The organism is Buttiauxella sp. AC142 (genome assembly GCF_979253435.1).
The window spans coordinates 2468517-2494690 of the sequence record NZ_CEEDCH010000001.1; the positions used below are offsets into that span (position 1 = coordinate 2468517).

25 protein-coding genes, 1 pseudogene and 1 riboswitch are annotated in these 26174 nt (G+C 49.2%); of the genes and pseudogenes, 14 read left to right on the forward strand and 12 right to left on the reverse strand.

The annotated features are described in order from the left end of the window. Window positions 1–35: 35 nt before the first annotated feature. On the reverse strand, window positions 36–1946 hold the full coding sequence (locus AC0IWZ_RS11370) for an ATP-dependent DNA helicase (protein WP_471677299.1): 1911 nt from the start codon (window positions 1944–1946) through the stop codon (window positions 36–38). A 128-nt stretch (window positions 1947–2074) separates the two neighbouring features. Between AC0IWZ_RS11370 and AC0IWZ_RS11375 the strand changes: the two genes are divergently transcribed. Continuing rightward, window positions 2075–2419 carry a RidA family protein gene (locus AC0IWZ_RS11375; RefSeq protein ID WP_471677298.1) on the forward strand — a complete coding sequence of 115 codons (345 nt, stop codon included), beginning with the start codon at window positions 2075–2077 and terminating at the stop codon, window positions 2417–2419. Window positions 2420–2535: 116 nt separating this feature from the next. Here the strand turns inward: AC0IWZ_RS11375 and AC0IWZ_RS11380 are convergent. Beyond that, window positions 2536–2709: pseudogene (locus AC0IWZ_RS11380) on the reverse strand (YoaH family protein); the annotation flags it as partial. A 109-nt stretch (window positions 2710–2818) separates the two neighbouring features. Here AC0IWZ_RS11380 and pabB point away from each other — a divergent pair. From pabB to sdaA, 3 genes are all read left to right on the forward strand, one after another. After that, the gene (pabB, locus tag AC0IWZ_RS11385; RefSeq protein WP_471677297.1) at window positions 2819–4180 is read left to right on the forward strand and encodes an aminodeoxychorismate synthase component 1; all 1362 of its coding nucleotides are present in this window, start codon (window positions 2819–2821) and stop codon (window positions 4178–4180) included. Window positions 4181–4184: 4 nt separating this feature from the next. Further along, entirely contained in the window at window positions 4185–4763 is a 579-nt protein-coding gene (locus AC0IWZ_RS11390; RefSeq protein WP_172893918.1) for a CoA pyrophosphatase, read from the forward strand. Between the two features lie 276 nt (window positions 4764–5039). Then, complete coding sequence (gene sdaA, locus AC0IWZ_RS11395) at window positions 5040–6404, forward strand: L-serine ammonia-lyase (RefSeq protein ID WP_471677296.1); 1365 nt, start codon at window positions 5040–5042, stop codon at window positions 6402–6404. A 56-nt stretch (window positions 6405–6460) separates the two neighbouring features. Here sdaA and AC0IWZ_RS11400 read toward each other — a convergent pair whose 3' ends face one another. Then, on the reverse strand, window positions 6461–7369 hold the full coding sequence (locus AC0IWZ_RS11400; RefSeq protein WP_115628279.1) for a LysR substrate-binding domain-containing protein: 909 nt from the start codon (window positions 7367–7369) through the stop codon (window positions 6461–6463). 148 nt (window positions 7370–7517) lie between these two features. Here AC0IWZ_RS11400 and AC0IWZ_RS11405 point away from each other — a divergent pair, with 148 nt between their 5' ends. The 3 genes from AC0IWZ_RS11405 to AC0IWZ_RS11415 all read left to right on the forward strand — a co-directional run bounded on the left by AC0IWZ_RS11405 (window position 7518) and on the right by AC0IWZ_RS11415 (window position 11636). Next, window positions 7518–8708 (forward strand): MFS transporter, encoded by a 1191-nt coding sequence (locus tag AC0IWZ_RS11405; protein ID WP_471677295.1) that lies wholly within the window; start codon window positions 7518–7520, stop codon window positions 8706–8708. A 10-nt stretch (window positions 8709–8718) separates the two neighbouring features. Then, on the forward strand, window positions 8719–9897 hold the full coding sequence (locus AC0IWZ_RS11410; protein ID WP_471677294.1) for an amidohydrolase: 1179 nt from the start codon (window positions 8719–8721) through the stop codon (window positions 9895–9897). Between the two features lie 140 nt (window positions 9898–10037). Then, window positions 10038–11636: an EAL domain-containing protein gene (locus AC0IWZ_RS11415; RefSeq protein ID WP_471677293.1), complete on the forward strand. Its 1599-nt coding sequence runs from the start codon at window positions 10038–10040 to the stop codon at window positions 11634–11636. A gap of 1 nt (window position 11637) precedes the next feature. On the opposite strand, the gene yoaE is transcribed toward AC0IWZ_RS11415, so the two are convergent. After that, entirely contained in the window at window positions 11638–13203 is a 1566-nt protein-coding gene (gene yoaE / locus AC0IWZ_RS11420; protein ID WP_471677292.1) for a CNNM family cation transport protein YoaE, read from the reverse strand. Window positions 13204–13679: 476 nt separating this feature from the next. On the opposite strand from yoaE, the gene manX reads away from it, so the two are divergent. From manX to mntP, 5 genes are all read left to right on the forward strand, one after another. Beyond that, window positions 13680–14648: a PTS mannose transporter subunit IIAB gene (gene manX, locus AC0IWZ_RS11425; protein ID WP_034495940.1), complete on the forward strand. Its 969-nt coding sequence runs from the start codon at window positions 13680–13682 to the stop codon at window positions 14646–14648. A 74-nt stretch (window positions 14649–14722) separates the two neighbouring features. Next, window positions 14723–15523, forward strand: a complete 801-nt coding sequence (locus tag AC0IWZ_RS11430) for a PTS mannose/fructose/sorbose transporter subunit IIC (protein WP_034455198.1) — start codon at window positions 14723–14725, stop codon at window positions 15521–15523. A 12-nt stretch (window positions 15524–15535) separates the two neighbouring features. Next, window positions 15536–16390 (forward strand): PTS mannose transporter subunit IID, encoded by an 855-nt coding sequence (locus AC0IWZ_RS11435; protein WP_034495941.1) that lies wholly within the window; start codon window positions 15536–15538, stop codon window positions 16388–16390. Between the two features lie 58 nt (window positions 16391–16448). After that, entirely contained in the window at window positions 16449–16907 is a 459-nt protein-coding gene (locus tag AC0IWZ_RS11440) for a DUF986 family protein (protein WP_034495942.1), read from the forward strand. 198 nt (window positions 16908–17105) lie between these two features. Continuing rightward, window positions 17106–17313: riboswitch (yybP-ykoY riboswitch) on the forward strand. 2 nt (window positions 17314–17315) lie between these two features. Beyond that, complete coding sequence (gene mntP, locus AC0IWZ_RS11445) at window positions 17316–17888, forward strand: manganese efflux pump MntP (RefSeq protein ID WP_115628271.1); 573 nt, start codon at window positions 17316–17318, stop codon at window positions 17886–17888. Here mntP and rlmA read toward each other — a convergent pair. The 6 genes from rlmA to mgrB form a co-directional block, all read right to left on the reverse strand. Beyond that, window positions 17867–18691 (reverse strand): 23S rRNA (guanine(745)-N(1))-methyltransferase, encoded by an 825-nt coding sequence (gene rlmA, locus AC0IWZ_RS11450; protein WP_471677291.1) that lies wholly within the window; start codon window positions 18689–18691, stop codon window positions 17867–17869. The genes mntP and rlmA overlap by 22 nt on opposite strands. A 63-nt stretch (window positions 18692–18754) precedes the next feature. Then, window positions 18755–20500, reverse strand: coding sequence for a peptidoglycan glycosyltransferase FtsI (gene ftsI / locus AC0IWZ_RS11455; RefSeq protein WP_471677290.1), 1746 nt, complete (start codon window positions 20498–20500; stop codon window positions 18755–18757). A gap of 233 nt (window positions 20501–20733) precedes the next feature. Then, window positions 20734–20943: a transcription antiterminator/RNA stability regulator CspE gene (cspE, locus tag AC0IWZ_RS11460; RefSeq protein ID WP_001062678.1), complete on the reverse strand. Its 210-nt coding sequence runs from the start codon at window positions 20941–20943 to the stop codon at window positions 20734–20736. 13 nt (window positions 20944–20956) lie between these two features. Further along, the gene (locus AC0IWZ_RS11465) at window positions 20957–21100 is read right to left on the reverse strand and encodes a DUF2627 domain-containing protein (RefSeq protein WP_072011169.1); all 144 of its coding nucleotides are present in this window, start codon (window positions 21098–21100) and stop codon (window positions 20957–20959) included. Between the two features lie 732 nt (window positions 21101–21832). Further along, on the reverse strand, window positions 21833–22120 hold the full coding sequence (locus tag AC0IWZ_RS11470) for a YebO family protein (RefSeq protein ID WP_034495949.1): 288 nt from the start codon (window positions 22118–22120) through the stop codon (window positions 21833–21835). Window positions 22121–22193: 73 nt separating this feature from the next. Next, window positions 22194–22337 (reverse strand): PhoP/PhoQ regulatory lipoprotein MgrB, encoded by a 144-nt coding sequence (mgrB, locus tag AC0IWZ_RS11475; RefSeq protein WP_034495950.1) that lies wholly within the window; start codon window positions 22335–22337, stop codon window positions 22194–22196. Between the two features lie 159 nt (window positions 22338–22496). Between mgrB and AC0IWZ_RS11480 the strand changes: the two genes are divergently transcribed. Then, the gene (locus AC0IWZ_RS11480; RefSeq protein ID WP_172893908.1) at window positions 22497–22739 is read left to right on the forward strand and encodes a YobH family protein; all 243 of its coding nucleotides are present in this window, start codon (window positions 22497–22499) and stop codon (window positions 22737–22739) included. Window positions 22740–22786: 47 nt separating this feature from the next. On the opposite strand, the gene kdgR is transcribed toward AC0IWZ_RS11480, so the two are convergent. Then, the gene (gene kdgR / locus AC0IWZ_RS11485; RefSeq protein ID WP_034495954.1) at window positions 22787–23578 is read right to left on the reverse strand and encodes a DNA-binding transcriptional regulator KdgR; all 792 of its coding nucleotides are present in this window, start codon (window positions 23576–23578) and stop codon (window positions 22787–22789) included. A 177-nt stretch (window positions 23579–23755) separates the two neighbouring features. On the opposite strand from kdgR, the gene AC0IWZ_RS11490 reads away from it, so the two are divergent. After that, complete coding sequence (locus AC0IWZ_RS11490; protein WP_471677289.1) at window positions 23756–25126, forward strand: MFS transporter; 1371 nt, start codon at window positions 23756–23758, stop codon at window positions 25124–25126. A gap of 52 nt (window positions 25127–25178) precedes the next feature. Here AC0IWZ_RS11490 and htpX read toward each other — a convergent pair whose 3' ends face one another. Beyond that, entirely contained in the window at window positions 25179–26060 is an 882-nt protein-coding gene (gene htpX, locus AC0IWZ_RS11495) for a protease HtpX (protein WP_034496301.1), read from the reverse strand. Window positions 26061–26174 lie beyond the last annotated feature (114 nt).

The following is a 26174-nucleotide window of genomic DNA, read 5'->3' on the forward strand; positions in this document are numbered from 1 at the left end:
AAATCGGCGCGCATCATACCATAGTCTGGCACAAATTACTGCTCCGGTCGGAACTTAAGGAACTCAACTGCCCGATTAATATCGCGTGTGCGCGGCGTCGCAGGCAGGCTGTTAAGGAATACGGCGCCGTACGGACGCATCACCAGTCGATTATCGCAAATCACCAGCACGCCCCGGTCATCAACATCGCGGATTAAGCGCCCCACGCCCTGTTTCAGGGTGATCACGGCATCCGGAAGTTGCACGTCATCAAACGGTTCCCCGCCACGCAAACGACAATCTTCCATACGCGCTTTGAGTAAGGGATCCTCCGGCGAGGTAAACGGCAGTTTATCGATTATCACTAATGAAAGTGCATCACCACGCACGTCCACCCCTTCCCAGAAACTACTGGTCGCCACCAACAGAGCATTTCCCGCATCGACAAATTGCTGCAACAACTGGCCTTTGCTGGTTTCACCTTGCAGTAAAACCGGCAAGGTCATCGTGGCGCGAAACTGTTCGGCCAAATCGCGCATCATGGCGTGGGAAGTACACAGCATAAAGCAGCGGCCATTGTTGGCTTCAATCAACGGCTTAAGCAATTTTGCCAGGTGCTTACCTGCGGCGGGTTGGTTGGGTGTCGGTAAGCCGCGCGGCACACACAGCAACGCCTGAGTGGCGTAATCAAACGGGCTGGCTAGCAGCAGAGTCTCTGCATTATCAATACCGAGACGGTCGGTAAAGTGGCTGAGTTTGTCGTTAACCGAAAGTGTTGCGGAGGTGAAAATCCAGGTTCCTGCTTTTTCGTTAATCACTTCTTTGAATTTATCCGCGACGGATAACGGCGTTAACGCCAGCGTGAAATTGCGCGAATTGCATTCATACCAGTAGCTGTAGCCCGGCGTGTCGACTTCTTTCAGGCGTTTGATTCGCCCGCGTAAAATTACCGTCCGTTCGAAAGCAGCATCAAGCAAAGCGGAACGACCCAGCGACATTTTCGCCACGTCATAACAAAGCTCAAGCGCATCATCGAGCAATAACAATGCGCGTTGGATAGACGGTTCGGCTAACAGTTCGCGCAAATTGCCGCGATAACCCGGGTCACCAAGTTTTAGCCTGAAATCCTGAGTGCTTTGTGCCAGACGGTCGGCACTTTTCTGTAGTTGCTGGGCGTCACGGACTTCGGTGCGATAAGCAATCGAAATATCTTTGGCGATGTCGAGCAGTTGTCGGCTCGATACCGATTGCCCAAAATACTGGCTGGCGATATCCGGGATTTGATGCGCTTCATCGAAAATCATCACTTCCGCTTCGGGAATGAGTTCACCGAAACCGCCCTCTTTCACCACCATATCAGCCAAAAAGAGATGGTGATTGACCACGATGACGTCAGAGTCCATGGCTTTTTTACGCGCTTTTACTACAAAGCAGTCTTTATAAAGCGGGCAGTCTTGCCCCAGGCAGTTATCGTTGGTGCTGGTGACTAATGGCCAGACGTTAGAATCTTCCGCCACGCTGGTGCAGGTGCTGATATCACCATCTACGGTTTCAATCGCCCAACCGCGCAACTTAACGATCTCACTTAGCGTCTGGACCTGGAGATCACCGCCTGCCAACGCATTTTGCTCTAAACGCTCGAGACACAGATAGTTGGAACGTCCTTTGAGCAGAGCCAACCGTCCTTTGAAATCCAGTGCTTTGGCAACGGTGGGTAAATCACGCGAAAAAAGCTGATCCTGCAAAGCCTTTGAACCCGTTGAAATAATGACTTTTTTGCCTGAGCGCAGAGCCGGAGCCAGATACGCATAGGTTTTACCGGTCCCGGTACCCGCTTCTACCACCAGCTCACGCCCGGAAGCGATAGCTTTGGTGACGGCTTCTGCCATCTGGCGCTGCGGTTCACGCGGTTTAAAACCAGTTATCGCCGTGGCGAGTTGGCCGTCTGCTGCAAAATCGTCTGTCACAATACCCCCTGGGTTTATTGACAGTATTATGTCAGCCTGAGCGGTGTTAATCCAGCAAGCCGGTGGAAGCGCCCGGCGGATTGTGGCAGTCTGTTGCGCATTATGAATGAGCTGAAAAGGAAACAGTGATGAGTATTGTGCGTATAAAACCGGAAGCGCGTTGGTCTGATGCGGTCATCCATAACCACACCCTTTACTACACCGGCGTGCCAGAAAACTTGGATGCGGATGCTTACGAGCAAACCGCCAATACCCTGGCGCAAATCGACACGGTGCTTCTTGAGCAAGGCAGTGATAAAAGCAAAATCATTGATGCTACTATTTTCCTGCCAGAAGGCAGTGATTTTGCAGCCATGAATAAAGCCTGGGACGAATGGGTCGTCGCGGGTCATGCGCCGGTACGTTGTACCGTGCAGGCAAAATTGATGAACCCGCGTTACAAAGTAGAAATTAAGATTATCGCAGCAGTGTAAATTGGCGTGGGCTACTGCCCACGTCACTTATCGTCATCGTTCTCTTCATAATGATCGACGTAGTGTTCTTCTTCGTCGTCACTTTCGTTTTCTTCATCGCTTTCAGCGTCGCCAACATCGTCATCTTCAAAGCGAACCGCAACCATTTCACCGGTGTGACTGGCACGAATTTCTGCCGCGACAAGCGTAATAGCTTCCCCACTGCTCATTCCGTTGGCCATCAGTTCCTGAATTCTCTCGACTGCTTTCTGCTGCTGCTCATGGGATAATGAGGGTAATCCTGCAAACATTTTCGACTCCTGTTACATTGCCTGGGTTAATTATTTCACGCTGCTGTCGGGGTTTCCAGAGGGTTTCCTGGTTTGGCAGGGTTATCTGTCTATTTTCTAGTTGTGGTTTATGACGTTGCAAACTCTAACTTATCAAACTTTGCCGTGGCATCCGGATGCTGTTCAACAGACTTTCAAAGCATTGGCACATCAACCCTGGGCCATGCTGTTGCATTCTGGCTTCGCTGACCATCCGCATAATCGTTTTGATATTCTGGCAGCGGATCCTGTCGCAACGTTGGTCACACGCGGGGCGGAAACCACAATTTGCAAAGCAGGTGCGCAGTCAGCGCATCATGGTTGTCCGCTAAAATTGTTACAGCACACGCTGGACAGTTTCGGTTATCAGCCCGCAACACACGCGGACTTGCCCTTTTTAGGGGGAGCGCTGGGTTTGTTTGGTTATGACCTCGGACGTCATTTTGAAAAATTGCCTGAATATGCGCAGGCTGAACTCACTACACCCGATATGGCGGTGGGTATTTATGACTGGGCACTTATTGCTGACCATCATTTAAAAATACTCACGCTGGTTTGCTGGGGAGACAATTCAGCCCGACTCAACTGGCTTGAGTCCCAGGTTCCCGTCGCAAACATGCCGTTCCATCTGATCAGCGCATGGCAGTCCAATATGACCCGCGAGCAGTATGGACTTAAATTCCGTCAGGTACAGGAATATCTCAAAAGCGGCGACTGCTATCAGGTCAACCTCGCGCAACGTTTTCATGCCTGTTATGAAGGCGATGAGTGGCAAGCGTTCGAGCGCCTGAACGCGGCGAACCGAGCACCGTTCAGTGCCTTTATTCGTTTACCGGAAAGCGCCGTTTTGAGCCTGTCGCCAGAGCGGTTTATTCTGCTTGAAGATAAGATGATCCAGACGCGCCCGATAAAAGGCACGCTGCCGCGTCTTGAAGACCCGGTTGCCGATGCACAGCAGGCTGAAAAACTGGCAAATTCACCGAAAGATCGTGCTGAAAACCTGATGATTGTGGATTTGCTGCGCAATGATATTGGTCGCGTTGCCGTGCCCGGCAGCGTAAAAGTCCCGGAACTGTTTGTCGTCGAACCCTTCCCGGCGGTGCATCATCTGGTCAGCACGATCACCGCACAGTTGCCTGCGCATTTACAGGCGACAGATCTGCTGAGAGCGTGTTTCCCTGGCGGTTCGATTACCGGCGCGCCGAAAGTACGAGCGATGGAAGTGATTGAAGAACTGGAACCTCAGCGCCGCAACGCATGGTGTGGAAGCATTGGCTATCTGAGCTTCTGCGGCAATATGGACACCAGTATTACTATCCGAACGCTCACCGCTGAAGGGGGGAAATTATATTGCTCCGCAGGTGGCGGCATTGTGGCCGATAGTGTTGAATCTGCGGAATATCAGGAAACTTTTGATAAAGTTAATCGTATCTTGCCGCAACTAGAGAGTTGAAGTGATGTCTGGTTCGTCCCTGAGCATGAATGATTTTTTATCCCGTTTTCAGCTGCTGCAACCGCCTGTCACCCGCGTAAGCGGTAATAAACGCCAGGCCGCAGTGTTGATCCCTATCGTGCGTCGTCCACAGCCCGGGCTTTTGCTGACACAGCGCTCGGCGTTGATGCGCAAACATGCCGGGCAAGTTGCTTTCCCTGGCGGTGCGGTGGACGATACCGACGAGTCTTTGATTGCTGCGGCACTGCGCGAAGCCTGGGAAGAAGTCGCTATCTCGCCAGACAGCGTCGAAGTGATTGGCACACTCCCACCTGTGGATAGCGTCACGGGATTTCAGGTCACGCCCGTCGTGGGCATCATCCCTCCCAATTTGCCGTACCAAGCCAGTGAAGACGAAGTGGCCGCCGTGTTTGAAATGCCGTTAATGGAAGCATTAACTCTTGGGCGTTACCATCCGCTGGATATTCACCGCCGTGGCAATGCCCACCGCGTCTGGCTTTCCTGGTATCAACACTACTTTGTCTGGGGGATGACGGCCGGAATTATCCGTGAGTTAGCTTTACAGATAGGTGTGGAACCCTGATCACTCTTTAATCCTGCGAAACCAGCTATATTTAGCAGAGTGTCTCGTTGTGGTTTCATTCCCATATAGATGAAATGGGTAATGAATTGATGGATACCGCTGCCGCCGTTCTCCCTGGAAACGCACTCTACAGGCCGGATTAGTCAAGCTACGGTTAACCATTAGTTTAATTCATGTGAATAGTTTACCACGGTGACCAATAAATTTTTAAACTAGCCAGCTGCGATTTTGCAGCAGCAAATTTTATTTAGCCGGTGTCCTGAAAGGAGTTTTAGCGTGATTAGCATATTCGACATGTTCAAGGTAGGCATTGGGCCATCCAGTTCCCATACCGTCGGTCCAATGAAGGCCGGTAAGTTGTTTGTCGATGACCTGGTCGAAAAAGAATTACTGGAAATGACGACCCGTATCAGTGTCGACGTTTACGGTTCTCTCTCTCTGACAGGCAAAGGGCACCATACCGATATTGCTATTATCATGGGTCTTGCGGGTAACGAACCTGCTACCGTTGATATCGACTCTATCCCGGCATTTATTCGTGATGTAGAAACTCGTAACCGCTTGTGGCTTGCCCAGGGTCGTCATGAAGTCGATTTCCCAAAAGACTCCGGCATGTGTTTCCGCAATGACAACCTGTCTCTGCATGAAAACGGCATGACCATCCATGCCTTTAATGGCGAGCAAGAGATCTACAGAAAAACCTATTATTCCATCGGCGGCGGTTTTATCGTTGATGAAGAAAACTTCGGCAAAGATGCCGCTAACGAAATTGTCGTACCTTACTCATTCAATTCCGCCGAAGAGATGCTCAACCATTGTAAAGAGACAGGCATGTCCCTTTCTGGCGTGATTATGCAGAACGAGCTGGCTCTGCACAGCCGTAAAGAAATCGAAGAGTATTTTGCCAATGTCTGGCAAACCATGCGTGCCTGTATCGATCGCGGTGTGAATACCGAAGGCGTGCTACCAGGCCCATTGCGTGTGCCGCGCCGCGCCTCCGCGCTGCGTCGTATGCTGGTTTCCAGCGATAAACTGTCCAGCGATCCGATGAACGTGATTGACTGGGTAAACATGTTTGCTCTGGCGGTTAACGAAGAAAACGCTGCGGGCGGACGTGTTGTCACCGCCCCGACTAACGGCGCGTGCGGAATTGTTCCGGCTGTTCTGGCTTACTATGACCACTTTATCGAGTCGGTAAGCCCGGATACCTATATTCGTTACTTCCTCGCCTCCGGTGCGATTGGCGCGCTTTATAAAATGAACGCGTCAATTTCGGGTGCTGAAGTGGGCTGCCAGGGTGAAGTCGGCGTGGCCTGTTCTATGGCTGCCGCAGGGCTTGCTGAGATTCTCGGCGCGAGTCCGGAGCAAGTTTGTGTTGCAGCGGAAATCGGCATGGAACACAACCTTGGCTTGACCTGTGACCCGGTCGCAGGCCAGGTTCAGGTGCCATGTATCGAACGTAACGCCATCGCGTCGGTTAAAGCAATTAACGCCACCCGTATGGCAATGCGCCGCACCAGCGAGCCGCGTGTTTCTCTCGATAAAGTGATTGAAACCATGTACGAAACTGGCAAAGACATGAACTCCAAATACCGTGAAACGTCACGTGGCGGTTTGGCCATCAAGGTTCAGTGTGACTAACCGTCCAGTGTGACTCATCCCCTTCCGGCCCTCTGCTAAGAGGGCCGTTTTTATATCTACCACGGGTAATTCTGGCACTGCTGACGAAGCGCTAATAAAAACTGGCGCGCTGTTGCCGTCAAATCAGACTTCTGCGACCAGATGACACAATATTGCGCCGACGGAAGCGTGGTGATGGGCAACACAGTTAGCCGGTCCTGCAAAAATAGCGGCGTGCTCATCGCTCTGGCGACAATCGTCAGATAATCCGAATGCAACACCATATTCAGCCCGCAAATCACTGAATCGGTGCGGATGGGTGCCTCATGCATCTGACCATAAAATTCATTCAGCTCATCCTGAAGCTGTTGGTAATAGCCAATATTGGCTTCAGGCAATAACCATTTCGCCCTTCTCAATTGTGCAAGTGAAGTGGCGTCTGCCAGTGGATGATCCCGCCTTGCAATCACACAAAATGGCGCGCTAAAAAGCGGTTCGACCATCACATCTTCAGGCACTTTAGCCGGATTAATGGTACCTATCGCTAAATCCAGTTCCCCCTGTTGCAACAGAGGAAGTAAGGTCGCCAGTTGCCCTTCTTTGATATGCAAACTGGCCTGTGGCAATCGCGATTTAAAACTGTCTGCCACCGCGGGAAACACACTTAGCGCGATCAGTGAAGAAAAACCAATATTCAACTTGCCCTGGGAAAAGTGGTTAATTTGCTCCACTTCTTCTGCGGCACGTTGCAACTCCTCCAGAATCCACTCAGCACGACGGGCAAATGCCTCTCCAGCTTCCGTTAAGGTGATGCCTTCGTTACCGCGTAAAAAAAGTTGTGCAGATAAAACTTGCTCCAGCTCTCGTAACGTGCGGCTTACTGCGGGTTGAGACTGCCCCATGACCCTCGCTGCTCCGCGAATGCTGCGGCTGCGTACTACCTGCCTGAAGACATGTAGTTGCTGCATTTTCGGTAAATATTTCATTCGCCCCCCTATCAACAAAAAGCATCACCCCAAACAAAATTGCATCTTTTGCCGGATTACCCGCACTGCTTATATAGATATCAACGTTTGTTGTCTGAACCGGGGCAACTCGCCCACTGGGACGGAATTCCGCATAAGGGTCCGCATAATGAAAAAGAATCACTCCTTGATGATTTTCCTGTTATTTCTGGGCTATGTCATTGTCTATATAGATAAAACGGTGATGGGCTTCGCATTATTGCCCATCGAAAAAGAGTTTGGTGTTTCAACTCAACAACTGGGTTACATCACTGGCATTTTCTTTCTGTCTTATTCGCTGTTTCAAATTCCCGCAGGCTGGCTGAATGACCGCATCGGTTTTCGTACCATGCTGGTTGCTTCACTTTGCTTGCTAGGCGGGTTTGCCTTGTGCTTTGGTGTGTTGGGATTAAGTTTTGGCATGTTGATCGTGTTCCGCTTTCTCTCCGGGATTGGCCATTCAGGCTATCCGTGCTCATGCGCCAAAGCCGTCGTGACTAATTTCAGCATTGAGAAAAGGACTTTTGCACAATCAATTCTGCTGTCATCGGCAGGACTTGCGATGACAATCGGCCCGATGGTGGCAGTCAGTGCCTTGACGCATATCGGCTGGCGAGGTTCGTTCGCGGGTTTAGGTTTGCTGGCGTGCGCCGTCGCGATTGTTATTTTTATGCTGGTACAAAAACCGCCTGTTGCAGCCAAAACGGCATATACCGTCAGTTACCGCACGCTGCTCAAAAACCCAACCGTGGTTCTGCTGTTTGTCTCTATTTTCTGCATCAATATTCCAAGCTATGGCCTGATGGCGTGGCTGCCTAAGTTTTTAGTCCAGCAACGCCATATGCCACTTGAAACCTCTGGTCTGGTTATTGCGGCAGGTGGTTTAGGTATTTGGATTTCCTCCCTGGGAACCGGTTGGTTGGTCGGCAAGTATTTCCAGGGCCGCGAACCGTTGGTGATTGTTGCCTGCGCCATTGCCAGCGCACTGTGCATCTTCACGATTTACCACATGGCTTCCCCGATAGCGGCCAGCGTGTTCCTGTTTTTAGGTCAGGTCTTTTTAATGGGCAGCTTTGTTACCGCCTTCACCCTGCCAATGAAACGGCTGCCGGTTGAAACCATGGGAGCGGCGATTGGCCTGATTAACACGGGCGGTACGCTGGGCGGATTCGTCTCACCGATTGTGATGGGTTATCTGATTGGCATCAGCCAGGACTACTACACCACCTTTATCTTCTTATCTTTGTCGATGATTTGTGCCGCACTTGCCGTCATACCGCTGATGGCAAAGAAAACCGCGCTAAACACAGTGACCGAATAACGGAGCCATTATGACTTTCAATATTGATATTCTGACCGAAGAAGTTGCCCATGATGTGTCTCGCTGGCGCCAGCATATTCATGCGAATCCTGATCTGTCTTTCCAGGAAAAGGCCACCGCAGATTACATTGCCGCTGAGCTTGCAAGCTTTGGTCCTCTTGAATTACGCCGCTTAACCCCTAACAGCGTGGTCGCCGAATTACGCGGAAAACATCCTGGCCCGGTGTGGGCGCTACGGGCCGATATTGACGCGCTTCCTCTTCAGGAAGAGAGCGGGGAAACCTTCTCCTCGTGCAAGCCTGGCGTGATGCACGCCTGTGGACATGACGCGCATAGCGCCATGTTAATGGGAGCGGCAAAAGTGCTTTGCCATTTCCAGGACCAGCTCAAAGGATCGGTGCGCTTTATTTTTCAGCATGCCGAAGAAGTGCCGCCGGGTGGCGCGCAGGAACTGGTGAATCTGGGCGTATTAGAAAATGTGGAATACATTTTCGGTCTGCATGTCATGCCCGATAAACTCACGCAAACCCTGTCATTGAAAGAAGGCGTGTTCAGCGCGTCGAGTGATAATTTCGATATTGTTATCACCGGGAAAGGCGGGCACGGATCAATGCCCCATTTGTGCGTTGATCCGATTGTTATCGGGGCCGAAATCGTCAGCGCTTTGCAGCAAATCGTCGCACGCAAACTGGACCCGCTGCACTCGCCAGTTCTAACCATCGCCACCTTCCAGTCGGGCGAAAGTTACAACGTTATCCCCAATAGTGCCCGCCTTGCAGGCACGTTGCGTACGCACAATCAGCAGGTTCGTGAGTTAGTTCCTCAGCTGATGCAGCAAGTGATTGCCGGAATCGTTGCCGCTCATGGCGCCAGCTTTGAAATTGAGTGGCAATCGGGTTATGCGGTCGGTAATAACCATCCCCAGGCATGTGAAATTGCGCGCAACGTGATTCAACAACATTTCCCGGAACAGACGCTGCAAACGGTGACAACGCCGCTATTTGGCAGCGAAGATTTCTCGTCTTATCAGCAACATGTTCCCGGCTGTTTTATTTTTGTAGGATGCCGAAACCCGGAAAAAGGTGCCGTGTGGAATGTCCATAATCCTCATTTCCTGTTAGATGAAGATGCGATGAAAGTGGGCGTTAAAACGCATCTCAGTCTGATTAGCCCGCTTATCGTGAGTTAATGTACCGGGCAACACGTATTAATCGGTGCTGCCCGGTCACGATAAAGCATGATTTTCACAACGTAAGTCTAATCCCCCACTACACTTTGTATGTTCTGCGTGCCGATTTCGGTCGCGGTTACATACAAGGTGCAAACAGAATGCAGACGGCTCAACGCATTTTAAGAGGTTATCGCCGCAGGCGTTTAATTGTCTGTGTTGCGTTAGCTGTTCTGGCACTCTTCCTGACTCTCAGCGCCCGCTACGTTTCCGAACGCAACGTAAATGAACAGCGGAGGCAGGCGTTTAATCAACGTGTCATTAGCACGCTGGAAAGTATTCTTGTCCCACTCGAGCAGGCCAATAAAGATGTCATGCCGTTAGTGGGAATGTCCTGCCAGGTCGCGCAGTTAAAAATGCGCGAGCATGCCGCGCGCTTGCAAACGGTGCGATCTATCGGACTGATTAAGGACGACATTCTTTATTGCTCAAGCATTTTTGGTGCACGGGCCGTGCCGGTTCACCTGCTGCAACCCCGACTTCCCTCCGCGCAGCCGCTGTTATTTCTTACAATCGACCATTCATTATTGAAAGGAACGCCGATTTTATTATCCTGGATCCCGCTGGCAAACAGTCGCCACGATGGTGTGATGCAGATAATCAATATTGAGTTGCTGACCGGATTAATTCTTGAACCTGAGCGCCCGTGGGTATCACGCGCAATACTGAATGTTTCAGATTCGCATCTTGAATATGGCAAAGGATTATTGCAGAGAATTAGCGTGGATGAAGGACAGGTTAGCCATGAAATGGCTTCTGAAAAATTCGCGTTTTCCGTCACCACTATTGGCCCCGCAGCAGGCGCTATGGCATTAGGCAACTTGCCGACACAACTCCCACTGGCGCTGATCCTCAGTATGCTAATCGGTTACATCGCCTGGCTTGCGACAGCCAATCGCATGAGTTTTTCATGGGAAATTAATGTTGGATTGGCCTCACATGAATTTGAGGTATTTTGTCAGCCACTAATGAGCGCACGTAATTTGCAGTGTGTCGGGGTAGAGCTGCTGCTGCGATGGCATAATCCGCGTCAGGGATGGATCTCGCCAGATGTCTTTATTCCCCTTGCTGAACAGCAAAATTTAATCGCCCCGTTGACCCGTTTTGTCCTTGAGGAAACGATTCGTCAAATCGATATATTCCCCAAATCACGTGACTTCCACATTGGTATTAACGTCGCCGCCAGCCATTTTCATGAAGGTGAAATTATCAACGATCTTCGCCGCCATTGGTTTCCGTCTCAACCCATTCAAAAGCTGACATTAGAGTTAACCGAGCGCGACGCTTTACCGGATGTCGATCACCGCGTAGTCCGTGACTTGCACAGGATGGGGGTGGATTTAGCCATTGATGATTTCGGCACCGGGCAGAGTTCCCTCGCGTATCTGGAAACGCTAAATCCTAATGTGTTGAAAATTGATAAGTCGTTTACGGCGGCGATTGGCACAGATGCGGTTAACTCAACGGTCACTGACATCATCATCGCGCTGGCACAACGACTGGGAATTGATTTGGTGGCGGAGGGAGTAGAAACGCAGCAGCAGGCAGAATATCTGCGCCGCCGCGGCGTGAATGTTTTACAGGGTTATTTATTTGCGCGACCAATGCCATTGAGCGAGTTTCCGCGTTGGCTGAGGGGGAATAACACTCCCCCTCAGCGACGTAAGGGACACCCGGTGCCGATTATCCCGCTACGCTAAATCACTCTTCTTCGTCTTCATGTTCAGAGCGTTCTTTTTCCACGCGGACCAGATCCACACGGTAATCATTGGCTTCAACTATCTGGATTCGAAGCGGAGCAATTTCAATGATGTCGCCCACTTTCGGGATTTGACCATTTACCGCAATAACAAGTCCCGCAATCGATGCGATATTTTCGTCATCGTCAACCAGGGTATTGATATCCAGGTGCTGCTGAATCGCATGCAGGTCAGTTGAACCTTTCACCAGCCAACCGTCGCCATCGCGGACGATTTCTGGCGTTTCGTCAGCATCAGGGAACTCACCGGCAATCGCTTCGAGAACATCCAGCGGCGTGACCAGACCCTGCACCACACCAAACTCGTTGTTCACTATAACAAAGCTGCCGCGAGCACGACGCAATACACCTAACAGGTTGATAGGGTCAAGCGTTTCAGGCACCACAATCGCTGGTGATTGTGCCGCAATGGCGGCCACATCACCGTTATTTTCCAGCGCCACCAGCAACTCTTTAGCACGCACGATACCGATGATTTCATCAAGTTCGCCTCGGCAAACCGGGAACAAACTGTGTGGTGATTCCAGTAATTGCTCACGGATTTCAGCCTTCGATTTATCGGCATCAACCCAGGAGATCTCACCGCGTGGCGTCATGATGCTGCGCAGCGAACGAGAAGCCAGCGTCAGCACGCCGTTAATCATATAACGTTCTTCTTCAGCAAAAGATTCTGCTTCAATTGGCGTTATCGTCTTATGGTCTTCATTTTGATTTTGCGGACGCGCCTGCCGTTTGCCGTTCATCAGGCGCAAAATCGCATCAGCCGTACGAGCGCGCAGCGGCACATTCGACTGATGGCGGATAAAGTTGCGACGCGCAATCTGGTTGAAGAACTCGATGATTATCGAGAAACCAATCGCAGCGTACAAATAGCCCTTAGGAATATGGAAACCGAAGCCTTCTGCTACCAGACTCAGACCAATCATCAATAAGAAGCTCAGGCACAGCACCACTACCGTCGGGTGTTGGTTAACAAAGTTCGTTAACGGTTTCGATGCCAACAGCATCACACCCATTGCGATAACCACCGCCGCCATCATCACTGGCAGATGGTTGACCATTCCCACCGCGGTTATGACCGCATCCAGTGAGAACACCGCATCCAATACCACAATCTGCAATACCACGACCCAGAAACTGGCGTAGCCCTTACCGTGACCGTCATCGTGCTGGCGATTTTCCAGCCGTTCGTGCAGCTCTGTTGTCGCTTTAAACAGCAAGAACAGGCCACCAAAGAGCATGATGAGGTCGCGACCGGAGAAGGTCAGATTTGCAACGGTAAACAGCGGCTGCGTGAGCGTCACCATCCATGAGATTAATGACAGCAAACCAAGTCGCATTATCAAAGCAAGGGATAAACCAATAAGTCTGGCTTTATCACGTTGTTTTGGCGGCAGTTTATCCGCGAGAATGGCAATGAATACCAGGTTATCAATACCCAGCACAATTTCCAGCACAATCAGCGTCAGTAAACCCACCCAAATCTGGGGATCCATTAAGAGTTCCATCACAAGCTCCTGCTTTGGGAATAACTAAGCAGCATCACGCTTAACGCGGACGCAGAGAGTAGTGTTGAGATATTTATAAGGCGTGAAACGCCATTGTGATGGGCTGAATATTCAGACCTGAGATTGAAAAGACGTCGGTGACGGTCCATACGGTGGGCTACTGCCCCTTACTCCTTAGTAATTAAACGAGAAGCAAACAATATCAGAGCAAAATACCCTTTTGCAAAGATTTACCTGATTTTGCAATTTTTCTGTCATTGACCACGTTCATTATTTATCCGGCGAATCATTAAGTTGTTAGCAAAGCTAAATTACGGATCTTCATCACATAAAATATTTTTTTCACTGACTAAAATAAATCCGTCTTAAGTTACACATCTTTACTCATACCGTTATCTGAATCGATTCGCTTGAGAAACGGATAATCTACAAAACACCTTTTAAGGGTGTGGCTATACCAACACAGGAGGTAGCAAGTGACTATTGCTATTGTCATAGGCACGCATGGCTGGGCAGCAGAACAATTGCTGAAAACCGCAGAAATGCTATTGGGCGAACAAGAAAACGTTGGCTGGATAGATTTCGTTCCCGGTGAAAACGCCGAAACTCTAATCGAGAAGTACAACGCTCAACTGGCAAACCTGAACACCGACAAAGGTGTGCTGTTTCTCGTCGATACCTGGGGCGGAAGCCCGTTCAATGCGGCGAGCCGTATTGTCGTCGATAAAGAGCATTACGAGGTCGTCGCCGGGGTCAATATTCCGATGCTAGTTGAAACCTTGATGGCCCGTGATGATAACCCTTCGTTTGATGAGTTAGTGGCACTCGCTGTTGAAACAGGCCGTGAAGGAGTAAAAGCCCTGAAAGCTAAACCTGTTGAAAAGGCTGAACCCGTTGCGCCAGTTGCTGCACCTAAAGCCGCAGCACCGCTCAAGCCAATGGGTCCAAATGACTATATGAATATCGGTCTGGCGCGTATCGATGACCGTTTAATTCATGGGCAGGTCGCAACCCGCTGGACCAAAGAAACCAACGTAACACGCATTATTGTCGTCAGTGATGAAGTGGCAGCCGATACCGTGCGTAAAACACTGTTGACGCAAGTAGCTCCTCCAGGCGTCACGGCTCACGTCGTTGACGTCGCTAAAATGATCCGCGTGTGGAATAACCCGAAATATGCAGGCGACCGTGTGATGCTGCTGTTCACCAACCCAACCGACGTCGAACGCGTCGTAGAAGGTGGTGTGAATATCAAGTCAGTGAACATCGGTGGTATGGCGTTCCGTCAGGGTAAAACCCAGGTCAACAACGCGATTTCTGTCGATGAAAAAGATATCGAAGCCTTTAAGAAACTGAACGAGCGCGGCATTGAGCTGGAAGCGCGTAAAGTTTCTACCGATCAAAAATTGAAAATGATGGATCTGATCGCGAAGGTGAAAAGCTAATTACGCAGGTAATTTGCTCAATCTACGTTTTGCTCAGTTTTCACACATAAGTCACACGTTTAAGGAGAAGTACAATGGAGATTACCACTCTTCAGATTGTGCTGGTGTTTGTCGTAGCCTGTATTGCCGGTATGGAGTCGGTGCTCGATGAATTTCAGTTCCACCGTCCGCTGGTCGCCTGTACCTTAATTGGTCTGGTACTGGGTGATATGAAAACCGGTATTATTATCGGTGGTACATTAGAAATGATTGCTCTGGGTTGGATGAACATCGGTGCAGCGGTTGCTCCCGATGCGGCTCTGGCGTCGATTATCTCAACCATTCTGGTTATAGCCGGACACCAGGGCATCGGTTCTGGTATCGCTCTGGCCATTCCACTGGCAGCAGCAGGCCAGGTTCTGACCATTATCGTTCGAACCATCACTGTGGGCTTCCAGCACGCAGCAGATAAAGCCGCCGAAAATGGCAACTTATCGGCCCTGTCCTGGATTCACGTTTCCTCCCTGTTCTTGCAAGCAATGCGTATCGCAATCCCTGCTGTCATCGTCGCGGTTTCCGTCGGTACAAGCGAAGTACAGAACATGTTGAACGCCATTCCTGAAGTGGTGACAAGTGGTCTGAATATCGCTGGCGGCATGATTGTTGTTGTGGGTTATGCGATGGTCATCAACATGATGCGCGCAGGCTACCTGATGCCATTCTTCTATCTGGGCTTCGTTACCGCGGCTTTCACCAACTTCAACCTGGTTGCACTGGGTGTGATTGGTGCTGTGATGGCAATTCTGTACATCCAGTTAAGCCCGAAATATAACCGTTCCGCCGGTGCACCAGCGCCAGCAGCCGGTGCTAACGATCTCGATAACGAATTAGATTAATAGGTGAGCGAAATGGTTGATACCACCAAAACAACGACTACCGAGAAAAAACTCACCCCAGGTGATATTCGTGGCGTATTCCTGCGTTCAAACCTGTTCCAGGGTTCATGGAACTTCGAACGTATGCAGGCGCTGGGCTTCTGCTTCTCAATGATTCCGGCCATCAAACGCCTGTACCCTGAGAATAACGATGCGCGTAAACAAGCGATTAAACGCCACCTGGAATTCTTTAACACCCATCCATATGTAGCGGCTCCCGTTCTGGGCGTTACCCTTGCGATGGAAGAACAACGTGCAAATGGTGCAGAAATTGACGATGGTGCCATCAACGGTATCAAAGTTGGTTTGATGGGGCCGCTGGCCGGTGTCGGTGACCCAATCTTCTGGGGTACTGTACGTCCAGTATTCGCAGCGCTGGGTGCCGGTATCGCGATGAGCGGTAGCCTGCTTGGGCCACTGCTGTTCTTCATCCTGTTCAATGCCGTTCGTTTGCTGACCCGTTACTATGGTGTGGCTTACGGCTACCGTAAAGGTATTGATATCGTTAAAGATATGGGCGGCGGCTTCCTGCAAAAACTGACAGAGGGGGCGTCAATTCTCGGCCTCTTTGTCATGGGGGCGTTGGTTAACAAGTGGACGCACGTTAATATACCGCTGGTTGTGTCGAAGATAACCGACCAGACTGGCGCAGTTAAAGTGACCACCGTTCAAACCATTCTTGATCAGTTGATGCCTGGCCTTGTGCCGTTGCTGTTAACGTTTGCTTGTATGTGGCTGCTGCGTAAGAAAGTCAATGCGCTGTGGATCATCATGGGCTTCTTCGTTATCGGTATCGTCGGTTATGCCATCGGCCTGCTGGGTCTGTAATTTGAGTATTTGAGTACAACCGGGGGCCTGCCCCCGGTTTTTTATTTTGGGAGGTGTCATGACGTTAACAGATGTCGTTCTACTGGTATTTATCGTGCTGTTGCTTGGCTGGGCCATTTATGATGAATTCATTATGGATAAGCTCAAGGGAAAAACCCTGTTAAAAATCACCCTACTACGCCGTAATCGTATCGACAGCAGCATCTTCGTTGGCCTGGTCGTAATCCTCATCTACAACAACGTCACCACCAATGGCACTGCGCTCACCACCTGGTTATTATCTGCTCTGGCTTTATTAGCTATTTATATTTCATGGATTCGCCAGCCTAAACTGCTATTCAAATCAGAAGGTTTCTTCTTTGCAAACGTGTGGATTTTATACTCCCGTATTAAAGAAATGAATTTATCTGAAGATGGTGTACTGGTGATGCAATTGGAACAACGCCGTTTGCTTATTCGGGTCAAAGATATTGATGACCTGGAAAGAATTTATAAATTAATGGTTAATAATCAGTAAATTATAGAAATAGCAAAGACTATATTCCTATATTTTTTGTACAGCACATAAATATAGCCGATGCTATTTCGCACAGTTAGTGTGCTTTTATTTTAACGCTTTGATTACCTGACGAGGCAAATGAAAATCGTTATCATTTAAAAGTCAACAATAATAGCTTTCAATAATTGTTTTATCTTTGAAAAATATGTTAAGGTTGCGCCCGTCGTTGGGGAGTAGCCGATTTTCGCGATTGCGAAAATGTACATGTCAACATACTCGTTACTGGTTTAAATAGATTTTTTAATCAGAAATATAACGTGGCATGTACGACTCAGATGCTGAGTAGGCGAGACCATAGGCACGTAGCCATCGTTTTAGTTGGGGATGGATTGCGTGTATATGGATATTCCCAACTGAGGCGTTTTAATGAATCTCTCCGCAACAATTATTCTCGCTTTCGGCATGTCGATGGATGCATTTGCTGCATCAATCGGGAAAGGTGCCTCACTCCATAAACCTAAGTTTTCAGAAGCATTACGCACTGGCCTTATCTTTGGCGTCATCGAAACAATCACCCCACTTATTGGCTGGTGTTTGGGGCTTTTGGCAAGCCAGGTGGTGCTGGAATGGAATCATTGGGTTGCTTTCATCTTGCTGGTGTTTCTTGGCATTCGAATGATTTATGAAGGGGTGCGCGGCAACGATGATGAAGAAGCACCTAAGCTTCAACGTCATGGATTCTGGTTATTAGTCACCACCGCAATCGCCACCAGTCTGGATGCCATGGCAGTCGGCGTGGGTCTGGCTTTTCTGCAGGTCAATATTATCGAAACTGCGCTAGCGATTGGCTGCGCGACCATGATCATGTCCACGCTGGGTATGATGCTGGGCCGTTTTATCGGCCCGCTGCTGGGCAAACGCGCCGAGATCCTCGGCGGTGTCGTGCTAATCGGAATTGGCTGCCAGATTCTTTACGGTCATTTCAGCGCGTTGAGCTGATCTTCGCGACGCCAGACACGAATCACAAAATCTGTCTCACAATTAAATGCCGTTTCAGCGGTTAGTGCTTGCCAGACTTCAGGGCGAGCACGCCAGGCAAACGGCGTCATCTGCAACAAAGCCACCGCCTCATCTCCCTTTAACGTCATCGGCCAACCAATTTGTTGCGTTTGCTCGGCAATGAACCCCGGTAAAGACTCGGACTCCGCGCTGTGTAACATCACGTTGTCATAGATTAGGCCTTTAAGCTGCATCAGGTGTCGCGGCCCTGGGGTTGCCGTAATCACAACGCCACCAGGTTTAACCACTCGCGCTAACTCTTCAGCTTTACACGGGGCAAAAATACGCACCACGGCATCAAGGCTATTATCGTCGAAGGGCAAACGGTGGCTTGAAGCCACGCAAAAATGTACTTGCGGATAGCGTTTTGCCGCATAGCGGATTGCTACTTTTGCGACGTCTAATCCCCAGGTAGTCCCATTTTGTTTTGCGGCGATCTCCGCAAACCCGGCGGTGTAATACCCTTCCCCACAACCGATATCCAGCAATGTTGCAGGCGCGGCCTGTTCTAAAATCTGACAAATGGTATCGCGCAGCGGCTGATAGTGCCCGGCATCAAGAAAAGCTCTGCGCGCCTGCATCATTTCACTGCTATCACCCGGATCTTTAGAACGCTTATGCTGAACGGGCAGCAAATTCACATATCCCTCTTTTGCCTTATCGAATTGATGACCTTGCGGGCAAACAAAGCTCCGCCCTTCAGGAACAAGGGGCGCGTGACATAGCGGGCAAAGATAAGACATAGAAACTCCGGGCAATCGTAAAGGGCGCAAGTGTAACGCTAAACGCCCCGTTTCGAAAAGCCACTAACCTGCGGAGTTATCTCCAGAGGACTTGTTTAACACTGTGACATTTTCGTTCCCAGCGGGTAAACCATCAGGCTCGATATTTTCCAGTCGCAGCACATCGCTCATTATCTGGCTGAATACGGGGGCTGATACCGCCCCACCGTAATACGCGCCGTTTTCAGGATCGTTAATCACCACCACCAGCGCAAAGCGTGGGTTACTTGCAGGCGCAACGCCTGCGGTGTAAGCAATGTATTTATTGATATATTTTCCGTCGTCGCCAATTTTCTTCGCCGTCCCTGTTTTAATCGCCACACGATAGCCACGCACGGCTGCTTTTACACCGCCGCCGCCTGGCAGAGCAACGCTTTCCATCATATGTTCAACCTGGTGAGCAATAGCTTCCGACATGACTCGTTGCCCGACAACGGGCGGATCAACACGCGTGATTGAAAGCGGCCGGGAAATGCCGTAGCTGCCAATAGTGGCGTAAACGTGGGCCAGTTGCAGTGGCGTGACCATTAAACCGTAGCCGAAAGAAAACGTGGCGCGATCCAGTTCACCCCAAAATCTGCGATGCGGCAGCAGGCCGCTACTTTCCCCGGTCAGACCCAACCCCGTCGGCATGCCAAAGCCGAAGTTTTTGTAAGTATCCAGTAGTTTCTGAATAGGCATAGCCAGAGAAAGGCGTGACACACCCGTGTCGCTCGATTTTTGCAAAATACCGGTTAGCGTCAGTTGTGGGTAGTAACCCACGTCGCGAATACGATGCCCATCAATAATATAAGGGTGAGTATCTATTACGCTGTCAGGTTGAACGATCCCCTGCTGCAAAGCCGTCATAACAACCATCGGTTTAACCGTTGAACCCGGTTCAAAAGTGTCACTAATGGCGCGATTGCGAAATTCGTTAAGCGTGGCGCCTTCGCGATTGTTCGGGTTAAACGTTGGGCAGCTCGCCATTGCCAGTACTTCACCGGTATTAACATCCAGAATAACGGCAGCGGCAGATTCAGCTTTGTTCCATGAAACGGCATTGCTTAGCGCATCTTCGGTAACAGCTTGCAAACGCTCATCAATGCTGAGCATCAGGTTATGGGCAGGAGTAGCTGCAGTTTCCGTTATATTCTCAATAACGTGGCCGTGCCGGTCTTTGCGGACTAATCTTTCACCCGCCTTACCGGTCAACTGGCGATTAAAACTCTTCTCAACCCCTTCAATTCCCTGGTCGTCGATGTTTGTAAATCCGAGCAAATTCGCAGCGACGTGACCTGCTGGATAAAAACGGCGGGATTCATCACGCAGGAAAATTCCAGGCAGTTTCAAACTCTCGATATATTGCGCTTGCTGTGGGTCGAGTTGGCGTGCGAGATAGATAAATCGATCGGCGGGATTACGACGAATACGGGCGGCGATGTCATTAAGTGGCATGTTTAGCGTTGTCGCCAGCGCTTGCCAGCGGCTGCTTATCTGAACGCCACCTTTTTCCATTACCGTTTTCGGATCGGCCCAAATAGCTTTAACTGGAACGCTTACTGCTAATGGACGTCCGCTACGATCTTCAATCATCCCACGCGGTACAACCACGGCTTCTTCGCGTAGGGAACGCATGTCTTCTTGCTTGACCAGATTGTCTGGCGAGATGATTTGTAACCACGCGACTCTTCCAAGCAAAAACACCAGACACATGAAGATAGCGATGCAAAGCAGAGCAAAACGCCACTGAATAAAATTCCCCACGATTCCAGGAGCGATTTTTCTCACATCCAATCCTTAACGACAACTAAGCGATTGAAAATTTAAACATAATGAGGAAAGTAACCAGACAGGAACAGTGCTACAAGATGCGCTGCTTTGCTACAAGACATAACTGGCGAGATGATTCAGAAACACTTAGAAAAACAATGATTAAGTATCAAACATGAAAAAGCCCCGCTACAAGAGCGGGGCTTTTATCAGAATTTGGCGTTATTCGCGCCAGGTCTAATTCAACGGAATTAGATAGCAGTTACGTTAACCGCTGCAGGGCCTTTCTGGCCGTCCTGGATTTCGAACTCAACGTTCTGGCCTTCAGCCAGAGTTTTGAAGCCGTTACCCTGGATTGCAGAGAAGTGTACGAACACGTCTTTGCTGCCGTCAGCAGGAGTAATGAAGCCAAAACCTTTAGACTCGTTGAACCACTTAACTTGACCTTTAATCTTTGCCATTTTGCAAAATTCCTTAGATTGTTTTCTTCGCCCGCAGGCATAACTTAGCTAAAACAGAGACATTACTGCATGAGGCACTAATATAAGGCTCGGCAGAGAAGCGGTATTCAACGACAACGTGTTTACTCAGGTCTTCTTTACTGAAAATGCCACACATAAACAGAACTGTACCTCGTTTAACCCAAAGTGTTATCACATACTACGCAATCAATGGCAAGCCATTTTTCGGTATGTATCGATCTGTCGCACAAATTCCGAAACCCTTATTGTTAATGAAAATGAAATGCACAATAAATGCATAGAATTAACATTGAACAATGATGATTCCGGACATTAGTTTGAAGAACGTAAACAACGTTTTTACCATAGCCCAAAGAGATCTATTCGTCCAGGCGAAGTGTCAAAAATTCGATGATGTGACATTATCTTTATGATTTTTTTAGCATAGCTATTCAAAAAATGAACAATGTTGTCGTACCAAAAAATCAACAAGTCTGGATAGTTAAATAGGAGAAATGACTGGGTGAATAAAGCTTGAGCGATTAATTGTTTATATTGCACCAAAATAATGAAAGTTTAATGACACGCTGCTTCACAATGAAGCAATAAAAACGTTTCGCTATATTCATCAACTAATATAAACGTCTTAGCGTTGCGCTAAATATCGCTTTAGGATTTTTAGGCTGTTTTAAACATTGATTCCGATAAGTCTAGAAATTGAACAACATCCTGCAGCGTTAGCTTCATGAAATGTATCCGGGGAATCTTAGCGTTCTTTTAGCCCAGGCTCACATCACCCGGTTTTCGCGAAATGGAGTTCCAGATGTCGAAAACCGTCGAATTGGTGATGAGATTTTAAGGGATCAAAGCAGGGGTGCGAGTACCTGGATTAGCGCTCAGCGACCAGACGAATAAAATCATCTTCTTCGTCGTCTTCTTTCTTAACAGCTTCAACTTCTTCCTTCACAACTTCCGGCTCGTTCGCTTCGCACAAACGGCGTAACAGCGCATTCTGGCGCTTTTGTTGATCCAACAGCTCTTCCAGCAGCTCAATCTGCTCATTAGTACGGCTGCTCGCTCGGTTAACAAAAAACCAAATCACGAGACCGATGATCAGAACAACCAGAGACACTGTCAAAGACGCGATATTTAACGCGCCAACACTTAATTCGTTCATCTTACCACCTCAGCAAAACCCGTATTCTACACTTGCCACGGCACAAGGTAAGCCTCCTGCTGATAAAAAGACACTACCAGGGGATAAATTTATTAATCGTGCAAATGCCGCTGAAGAATTGTACATCTTGATCGCACATCACATTGACCATTTGGGTCCACAGCAGCAGGCAGATGAACAAAACCGCAGCCAAAATGAACCATCTGTACTTTCTCACTACTCTCTCCACCTCGTAACAATTTAAAGATAAGTTTGGCATAGGCATCTTAAACATTGCGTAACATCAGCGCATATATTATTTAAGAATCATCATATTGCTACAGTAACCTCATCCGTTACGCTTAGCAGTCTATTAACCTATTAATAAGAGGCATATATGCGTAGGGTGATTCGCGCGATAATCATAATAGCGCTTCTGTGGATAGGCTTGCTGCTCTCAGGATACGGCGTTCTGATTGGAAGCCAGGAAAATGTTGCGGGTCTGGGTTTGCAGTGCAAATATCTTACTGCACGAAATATAACCACAGCCCAGTTTATACATAGCAATAGCGGGATTATAGGGCTTACTGATTGCCCGATATTGCGCAAAAGTGCCGAAGTTATCGACAACGGTCAGTAAAGAAGCTGAATGAAAAACGCCGCTATTACGCGGCGTTGATTATTTCATCAGAATGGATATTCGTGATAACCCATTTGTTCAGAAATAGTACGAGCGGCATCATGAAGCATCGCCACATATTCATGAAGTCTGTCTTCAGAGAAACGTAATGTCGGGAATGAAATACTCAACCCTGCAATGACAACACCGAAACGGTCGAATACCGGTACGCCGATACAGCGCAGACCTTCTTCTTGTTCCTGATTATCTTCGCCATAGCCCTGCTCGCGAACGGTATCCAGCACTTTCAGCAATTCATCAGTGCTGGTAATTGTGCGTTCAGTGCTACGTGTGTATTCCACATCAGCAAGAATTTCACGCACTTCTTCGCGGTCACGCCAGGCCAGCAGAACTTTACCAATCGCAGTACTATAGAGCGGATTACGACGACCAATGCGCGAATACATGCGCAGGTTGTACATGGAATCAATTTTGTGGATATAGACAATACTGTCTTCATCCAACGCACCCAGGTGGATGGTTTCTTTAGTCAGACGCGACAACTCGCGCATCTGAATGTCCGCACTACGAATCAAATCAACGTTTTGCAACGCACGTGCGCCCAACTCAAATAGCTTCAGCGTCAGCGAGTACTTTTCGGATTCGCCTTCCTGTGCCACATAACCCAGGGATTTCATTGTCTGCAAAAAGCGATAGACGGTGCTTTTTGACATCATTACGCGTTGCGATAATTCAGTGATACCAATTTCGCGTTCTTCGCCAAGAGCCTGTAAGATGCCAAAAACTTTCAGGACAGAAGAGACAGAATCAGGTTGTTTATCCAGATCTGCGATTGCCATTAAATCACCTCGATCGCATTTGTTTTATAAAAATCAGAACCGGTTTTTAGTATAAGTTGACTACCATGTCATCGCAATGAATCTATTCTATTTCGTTACAAATCTGCGACATATCCCGTAAATTTAGTGCTATTATTATTTCTCTTCGAATATCGCCTCGTGAAGTCAAACATTCCTATGGATAAAACCCTTGCTGATGGGCTGCCATTGCCGCAGCGCTATGGTGCTATTTTAGCCATTGCGTTAGGTATAACCATGGCCGTACTTGATGGCGTAATCGCAAACGTCGCCCTTCCCACCATTGCCCGAGAACTTAATGCCAGCCCGGCAGAATCCATCTGGATTGTGAACAGTTACCAAATTGCGATAATTGTTTCGTTACTTTCTATGTCGTTCCTGGGGGATATATTTGGTTATCGCCGGGTATATCAGTGCGGATTAATTCTGTTCTGCATGACTTCCCTTTTTTGCGCGTTATCAAATTCGTTACCCATGCTGACATTTGCACGTGTACTCCAGGGGTTTGGCGGTGCGGCATTAATGAGCGTTAATACCGCACTCATTCGGCTTATTTATCCGCAAAAGTACCTTGGCCGTGGTATGGGAATTAACTCGTTTATTGTTGCCGTTTCATCTGCTGCCGGGCCAACTATTGCCGCCGCTATTTTGTCGGTTGCATCATGGAAATGGTTGTTTTTGATTAACGTTCCGATCGGCATCGTTGCTCTCATCCTGGCCATGCGTTTTCTGCCATCAAACCAACAAAAATCACAGGGCCAGCGCTTCGACATACCCAGCGCCATTATGAATGCTCTAACGTTTGGTTTGCTCATCTCAGCGATAAGTGGTTTTGCCCAAGGGCAATCGGGTTGGCTGATTCTCGGAGAGCTGGCTGCGCTAGCCGTGATCGGGTTCTTCTTTGTCCGCCGACAACTGTCTCTTCCCTTCCCTTTATTGCCAGTCGATTTACTGCGTATTCCGATATTTTCGCTGTCTATTGGGACGTCAGTCTGTTCCTTTGCGGCGCAGATGCTCGCCATGGTTTCGCTCCCCTTCTTCCTACAATCGACGCTAGGACGCAGTGAAGTGGAAACCGGCCTGCTACTCACTCCCTGGCCGATTGCGACGATGATCATGGCTCCCATTGCGGGACATTTAATTGAACGAGTGCATGCGGGGCTGCTTGGTGGGATTGGTTTAGCCGTGATGGCCAGCGGTTTGTTTGCGCTGGCAATGTTGCCTCATAACCCGTCGGATATTGAAATCATCTGGCGCATGGTTTTGTGTGGTGCCGGTTTTGGTTTGTTCCAGTCACCAAACAATCACACCATTATCTCTTCCGCTCCGCGTCACCGCAGCGGTGGTGCCAGCGGCATGTTAGGCACCGCTCGGTTACTCGGCCAGAGTTGTGGCGCGGCCTTGGTAGCTCTGATGTTTAATCTGTTCACCACTCACGGAACGCACGCCTCGTTATTGCTGGCTGGCAGTTTTGCCACTGTCGCCGCCATTGTCAGTAGCTTACGGATGTCTCAGTCTCGACTCCCATAGGCATAAAAAAAGGCGTGCCAGCGATGGCACGCCTTTTTAACTCAATTTATTCCTACTTCAGGTATTCACCATTACGCAGCGCTTCAATACGCTTATCCAACGGCGGGTGGGTCATGAACAATTCGCTCATTGACTTAGCCTTACCATTGATGCAAAACGCCATCATGCTGCTGGCTTCTTGCGGTTCATAGCTGGTTTTCAGGCGCTGCAAAGCGGCAATCATTTTTTCACGACCAACCAATTTTGCAGAACCGGCATCAGCATGGAATTCACGGTGGCGCGAGAACCACATCGTGATAATGCTCGCCAGGATACCGAATACCAGCTCCAGTACTGTCGCAATCGCAAAATAAACGAACGGGTTGCCATTGTTGCTTTCACCTTCATCTCTGTTTCCGGACAAGAAGCCAGAGGCAACCTGCGCGATGATACGAGAAATGAAGATGACGAAGGTGTTCACCACGCCCTGAATAAGGGTCATCGTGACCATGTCACCGTTCGCGATATGGCTAATTTCGTGAGCGATAACCGCTTCCGCTTCATCACGGCTCATGTTCTGCAACAGGCCTGTACTTACCGCAACCAGTGATGCATTACGACGTGCGCCGGTTGCGAACGCGTTGATGTCTGGCGCATGGTAAACAGCCACCTGTGGCATGGCGATACCCGCCTGCTGTGACTGCTGGCGAACCGTTTCCATCAGCCAGCGCTCAGTTTCGTTACGTGGTTGCTCAATCACTTCCCCACCGACTGAACGAAGCGCCATCCATTTGGACATCAGCAATGAGATGATTGAACCGCCAAAGCCAAACAACACCGCCATGATCATCAGACCCTGTACGCTGCTCGACTGGATCCCCGTCAGGCTTAGCACTAGCCCGAAAACGACCATGACCGCAAGGTTGGTCAACAGGAAAAGCCCGATACGCATCATAATTTTCTTTTTACCTCGGTTAAAAATACGCATTCTGCGTTACCCCACATCGTAGGGGCAAGCCTGCCATTTTCAAGCATTCATCGTGTCCAAGTGGTTAATAATACATAACTT

What these genes read in the sequence shown, in the direction of transcription:
- AC0IWZ_RS11375 (WP_471677298.1), top strand. Translation starts at nt 2,075, where the DNA reads ATGAGTATTGTGCGTATAAAACCGGAAGCGCGTTGGTCTGATGCGGTC.
- pabB (WP_471677297.1), top strand. Translation starts at nt 2,819, where the DNA reads ATGACGTTGCAAACTCTAACTTATCAAACTTTGCCGTGGCATCCGGAT.
- AC0IWZ_RS11390 (WP_172893918.1), top strand. Translation starts at nt 4,185, where the DNA reads ATGTCTGGTTCGTCCCTGAGCATGAATGATTTTTTATCCCGTTTTCAG.
- AC0IWZ_RS11400 (WP_115628279.1), bottom strand. Translation starts at nt 7,369, where the DNA reads ATGAAATATTTACCGAAAATGCAGCAACTACATGTCTTCAGGCAGGTA.
- AC0IWZ_RS11405 (WP_471677295.1), top strand. Translation starts at nt 7,518, where the DNA reads ATGAAAAAGAATCACTCCTTGATGATTTTCCTGTTATTTCTGGGCTAT.
- AC0IWZ_RS11410 (WP_471677294.1), top strand. Translation starts at nt 8,719, where the DNA reads ATGACTTTCAATATTGATATTCTGACCGAAGAAGTTGCCCATGATGTG.
- AC0IWZ_RS11415 (WP_471677293.1), top strand. Translation starts at nt 10,038, where the DNA reads ATGCAGACGGCTCAACGCATTTTAAGAGGTTATCGCCGCAGGCGTTTA.
- yoaE (WP_471677292.1), bottom strand. Translation starts at nt 13,203, where the DNA reads ATGGAACTCTTAATGGATCCCCAGATTTGGGTGGGTTTACTGACGCTG.
- AC0IWZ_RS11430 (WP_034455198.1), top strand. Translation starts at nt 14,723, where the DNA reads ATGGAGATTACCACTCTTCAGATTGTGCTGGTGTTTGTCGTAGCCTGT.
- AC0IWZ_RS11435 (WP_034495941.1), top strand. Translation starts at nt 15,536, where the DNA reads ATGGTTGATACCACCAAAACAACGACTACCGAGAAAAAACTCACCCCA.
- AC0IWZ_RS11440 (WP_034495942.1), top strand. Translation starts at nt 16,449, where the DNA reads ATGACGTTAACAGATGTCGTTCTACTGGTATTTATCGTGCTGTTGCTT.
- mntP (WP_115628271.1), top strand. Translation starts at nt 17,316, where the DNA reads ATGAATCTCTCCGCAACAATTATTCTCGCTTTCGGCATGTCGATGGAT.
- rlmA (WP_471677291.1), bottom strand. Translation starts at nt 18,691, where the DNA reads ATGTCTTATCTTTGCCCGCTATGTCACGCGCCCCTTGTTCCTGAAGGG.
- cspE (WP_001062678.1), bottom strand. Translation starts at nt 20,943, where the DNA reads ATGGCAAAGATTAAAGGTCAAGTTAAGTGGTTCAACGAGTCTAAAGGT.
- AC0IWZ_RS11465 (WP_072011169.1), bottom strand. Translation starts at nt 21,100, where the DNA reads ATGTGTGGCATTTTCAGTAAAGAAGACCTGAGTAAACACGTTGTCGTT.
- AC0IWZ_RS11470 (WP_034495949.1), bottom strand. Translation starts at nt 22,120, where the DNA reads ATGAACGAATTAAGTGTTGGCGCGTTAAATATCGCGTCTTTGACAGTG.
- AC0IWZ_RS11480 (WP_172893908.1), top strand. Translation starts at nt 22,497, where the DNA reads ATGCGTAGGGTGATTCGCGCGATAATCATAATAGCGCTTCTGTGGATA.
- kdgR (WP_034495954.1), bottom strand. Translation starts at nt 23,578, where the DNA reads ATGGCAATCGCAGATCTGGATAAACAACCTGATTCTGTCTCTTCTGTC.
- AC0IWZ_RS11490 (WP_471677289.1), top strand. Translation starts at nt 23,756, where the DNA reads ATGGATAAAACCCTTGCTGATGGGCTGCCATTGCCGCAGCGCTATGGT.
- htpX (WP_034496301.1), bottom strand. Translation starts at nt 26,060, where the DNA reads ATGATGCGTATCGGGCTTTTCCTGTTGACCAACCTTGCGGTCATGGTC.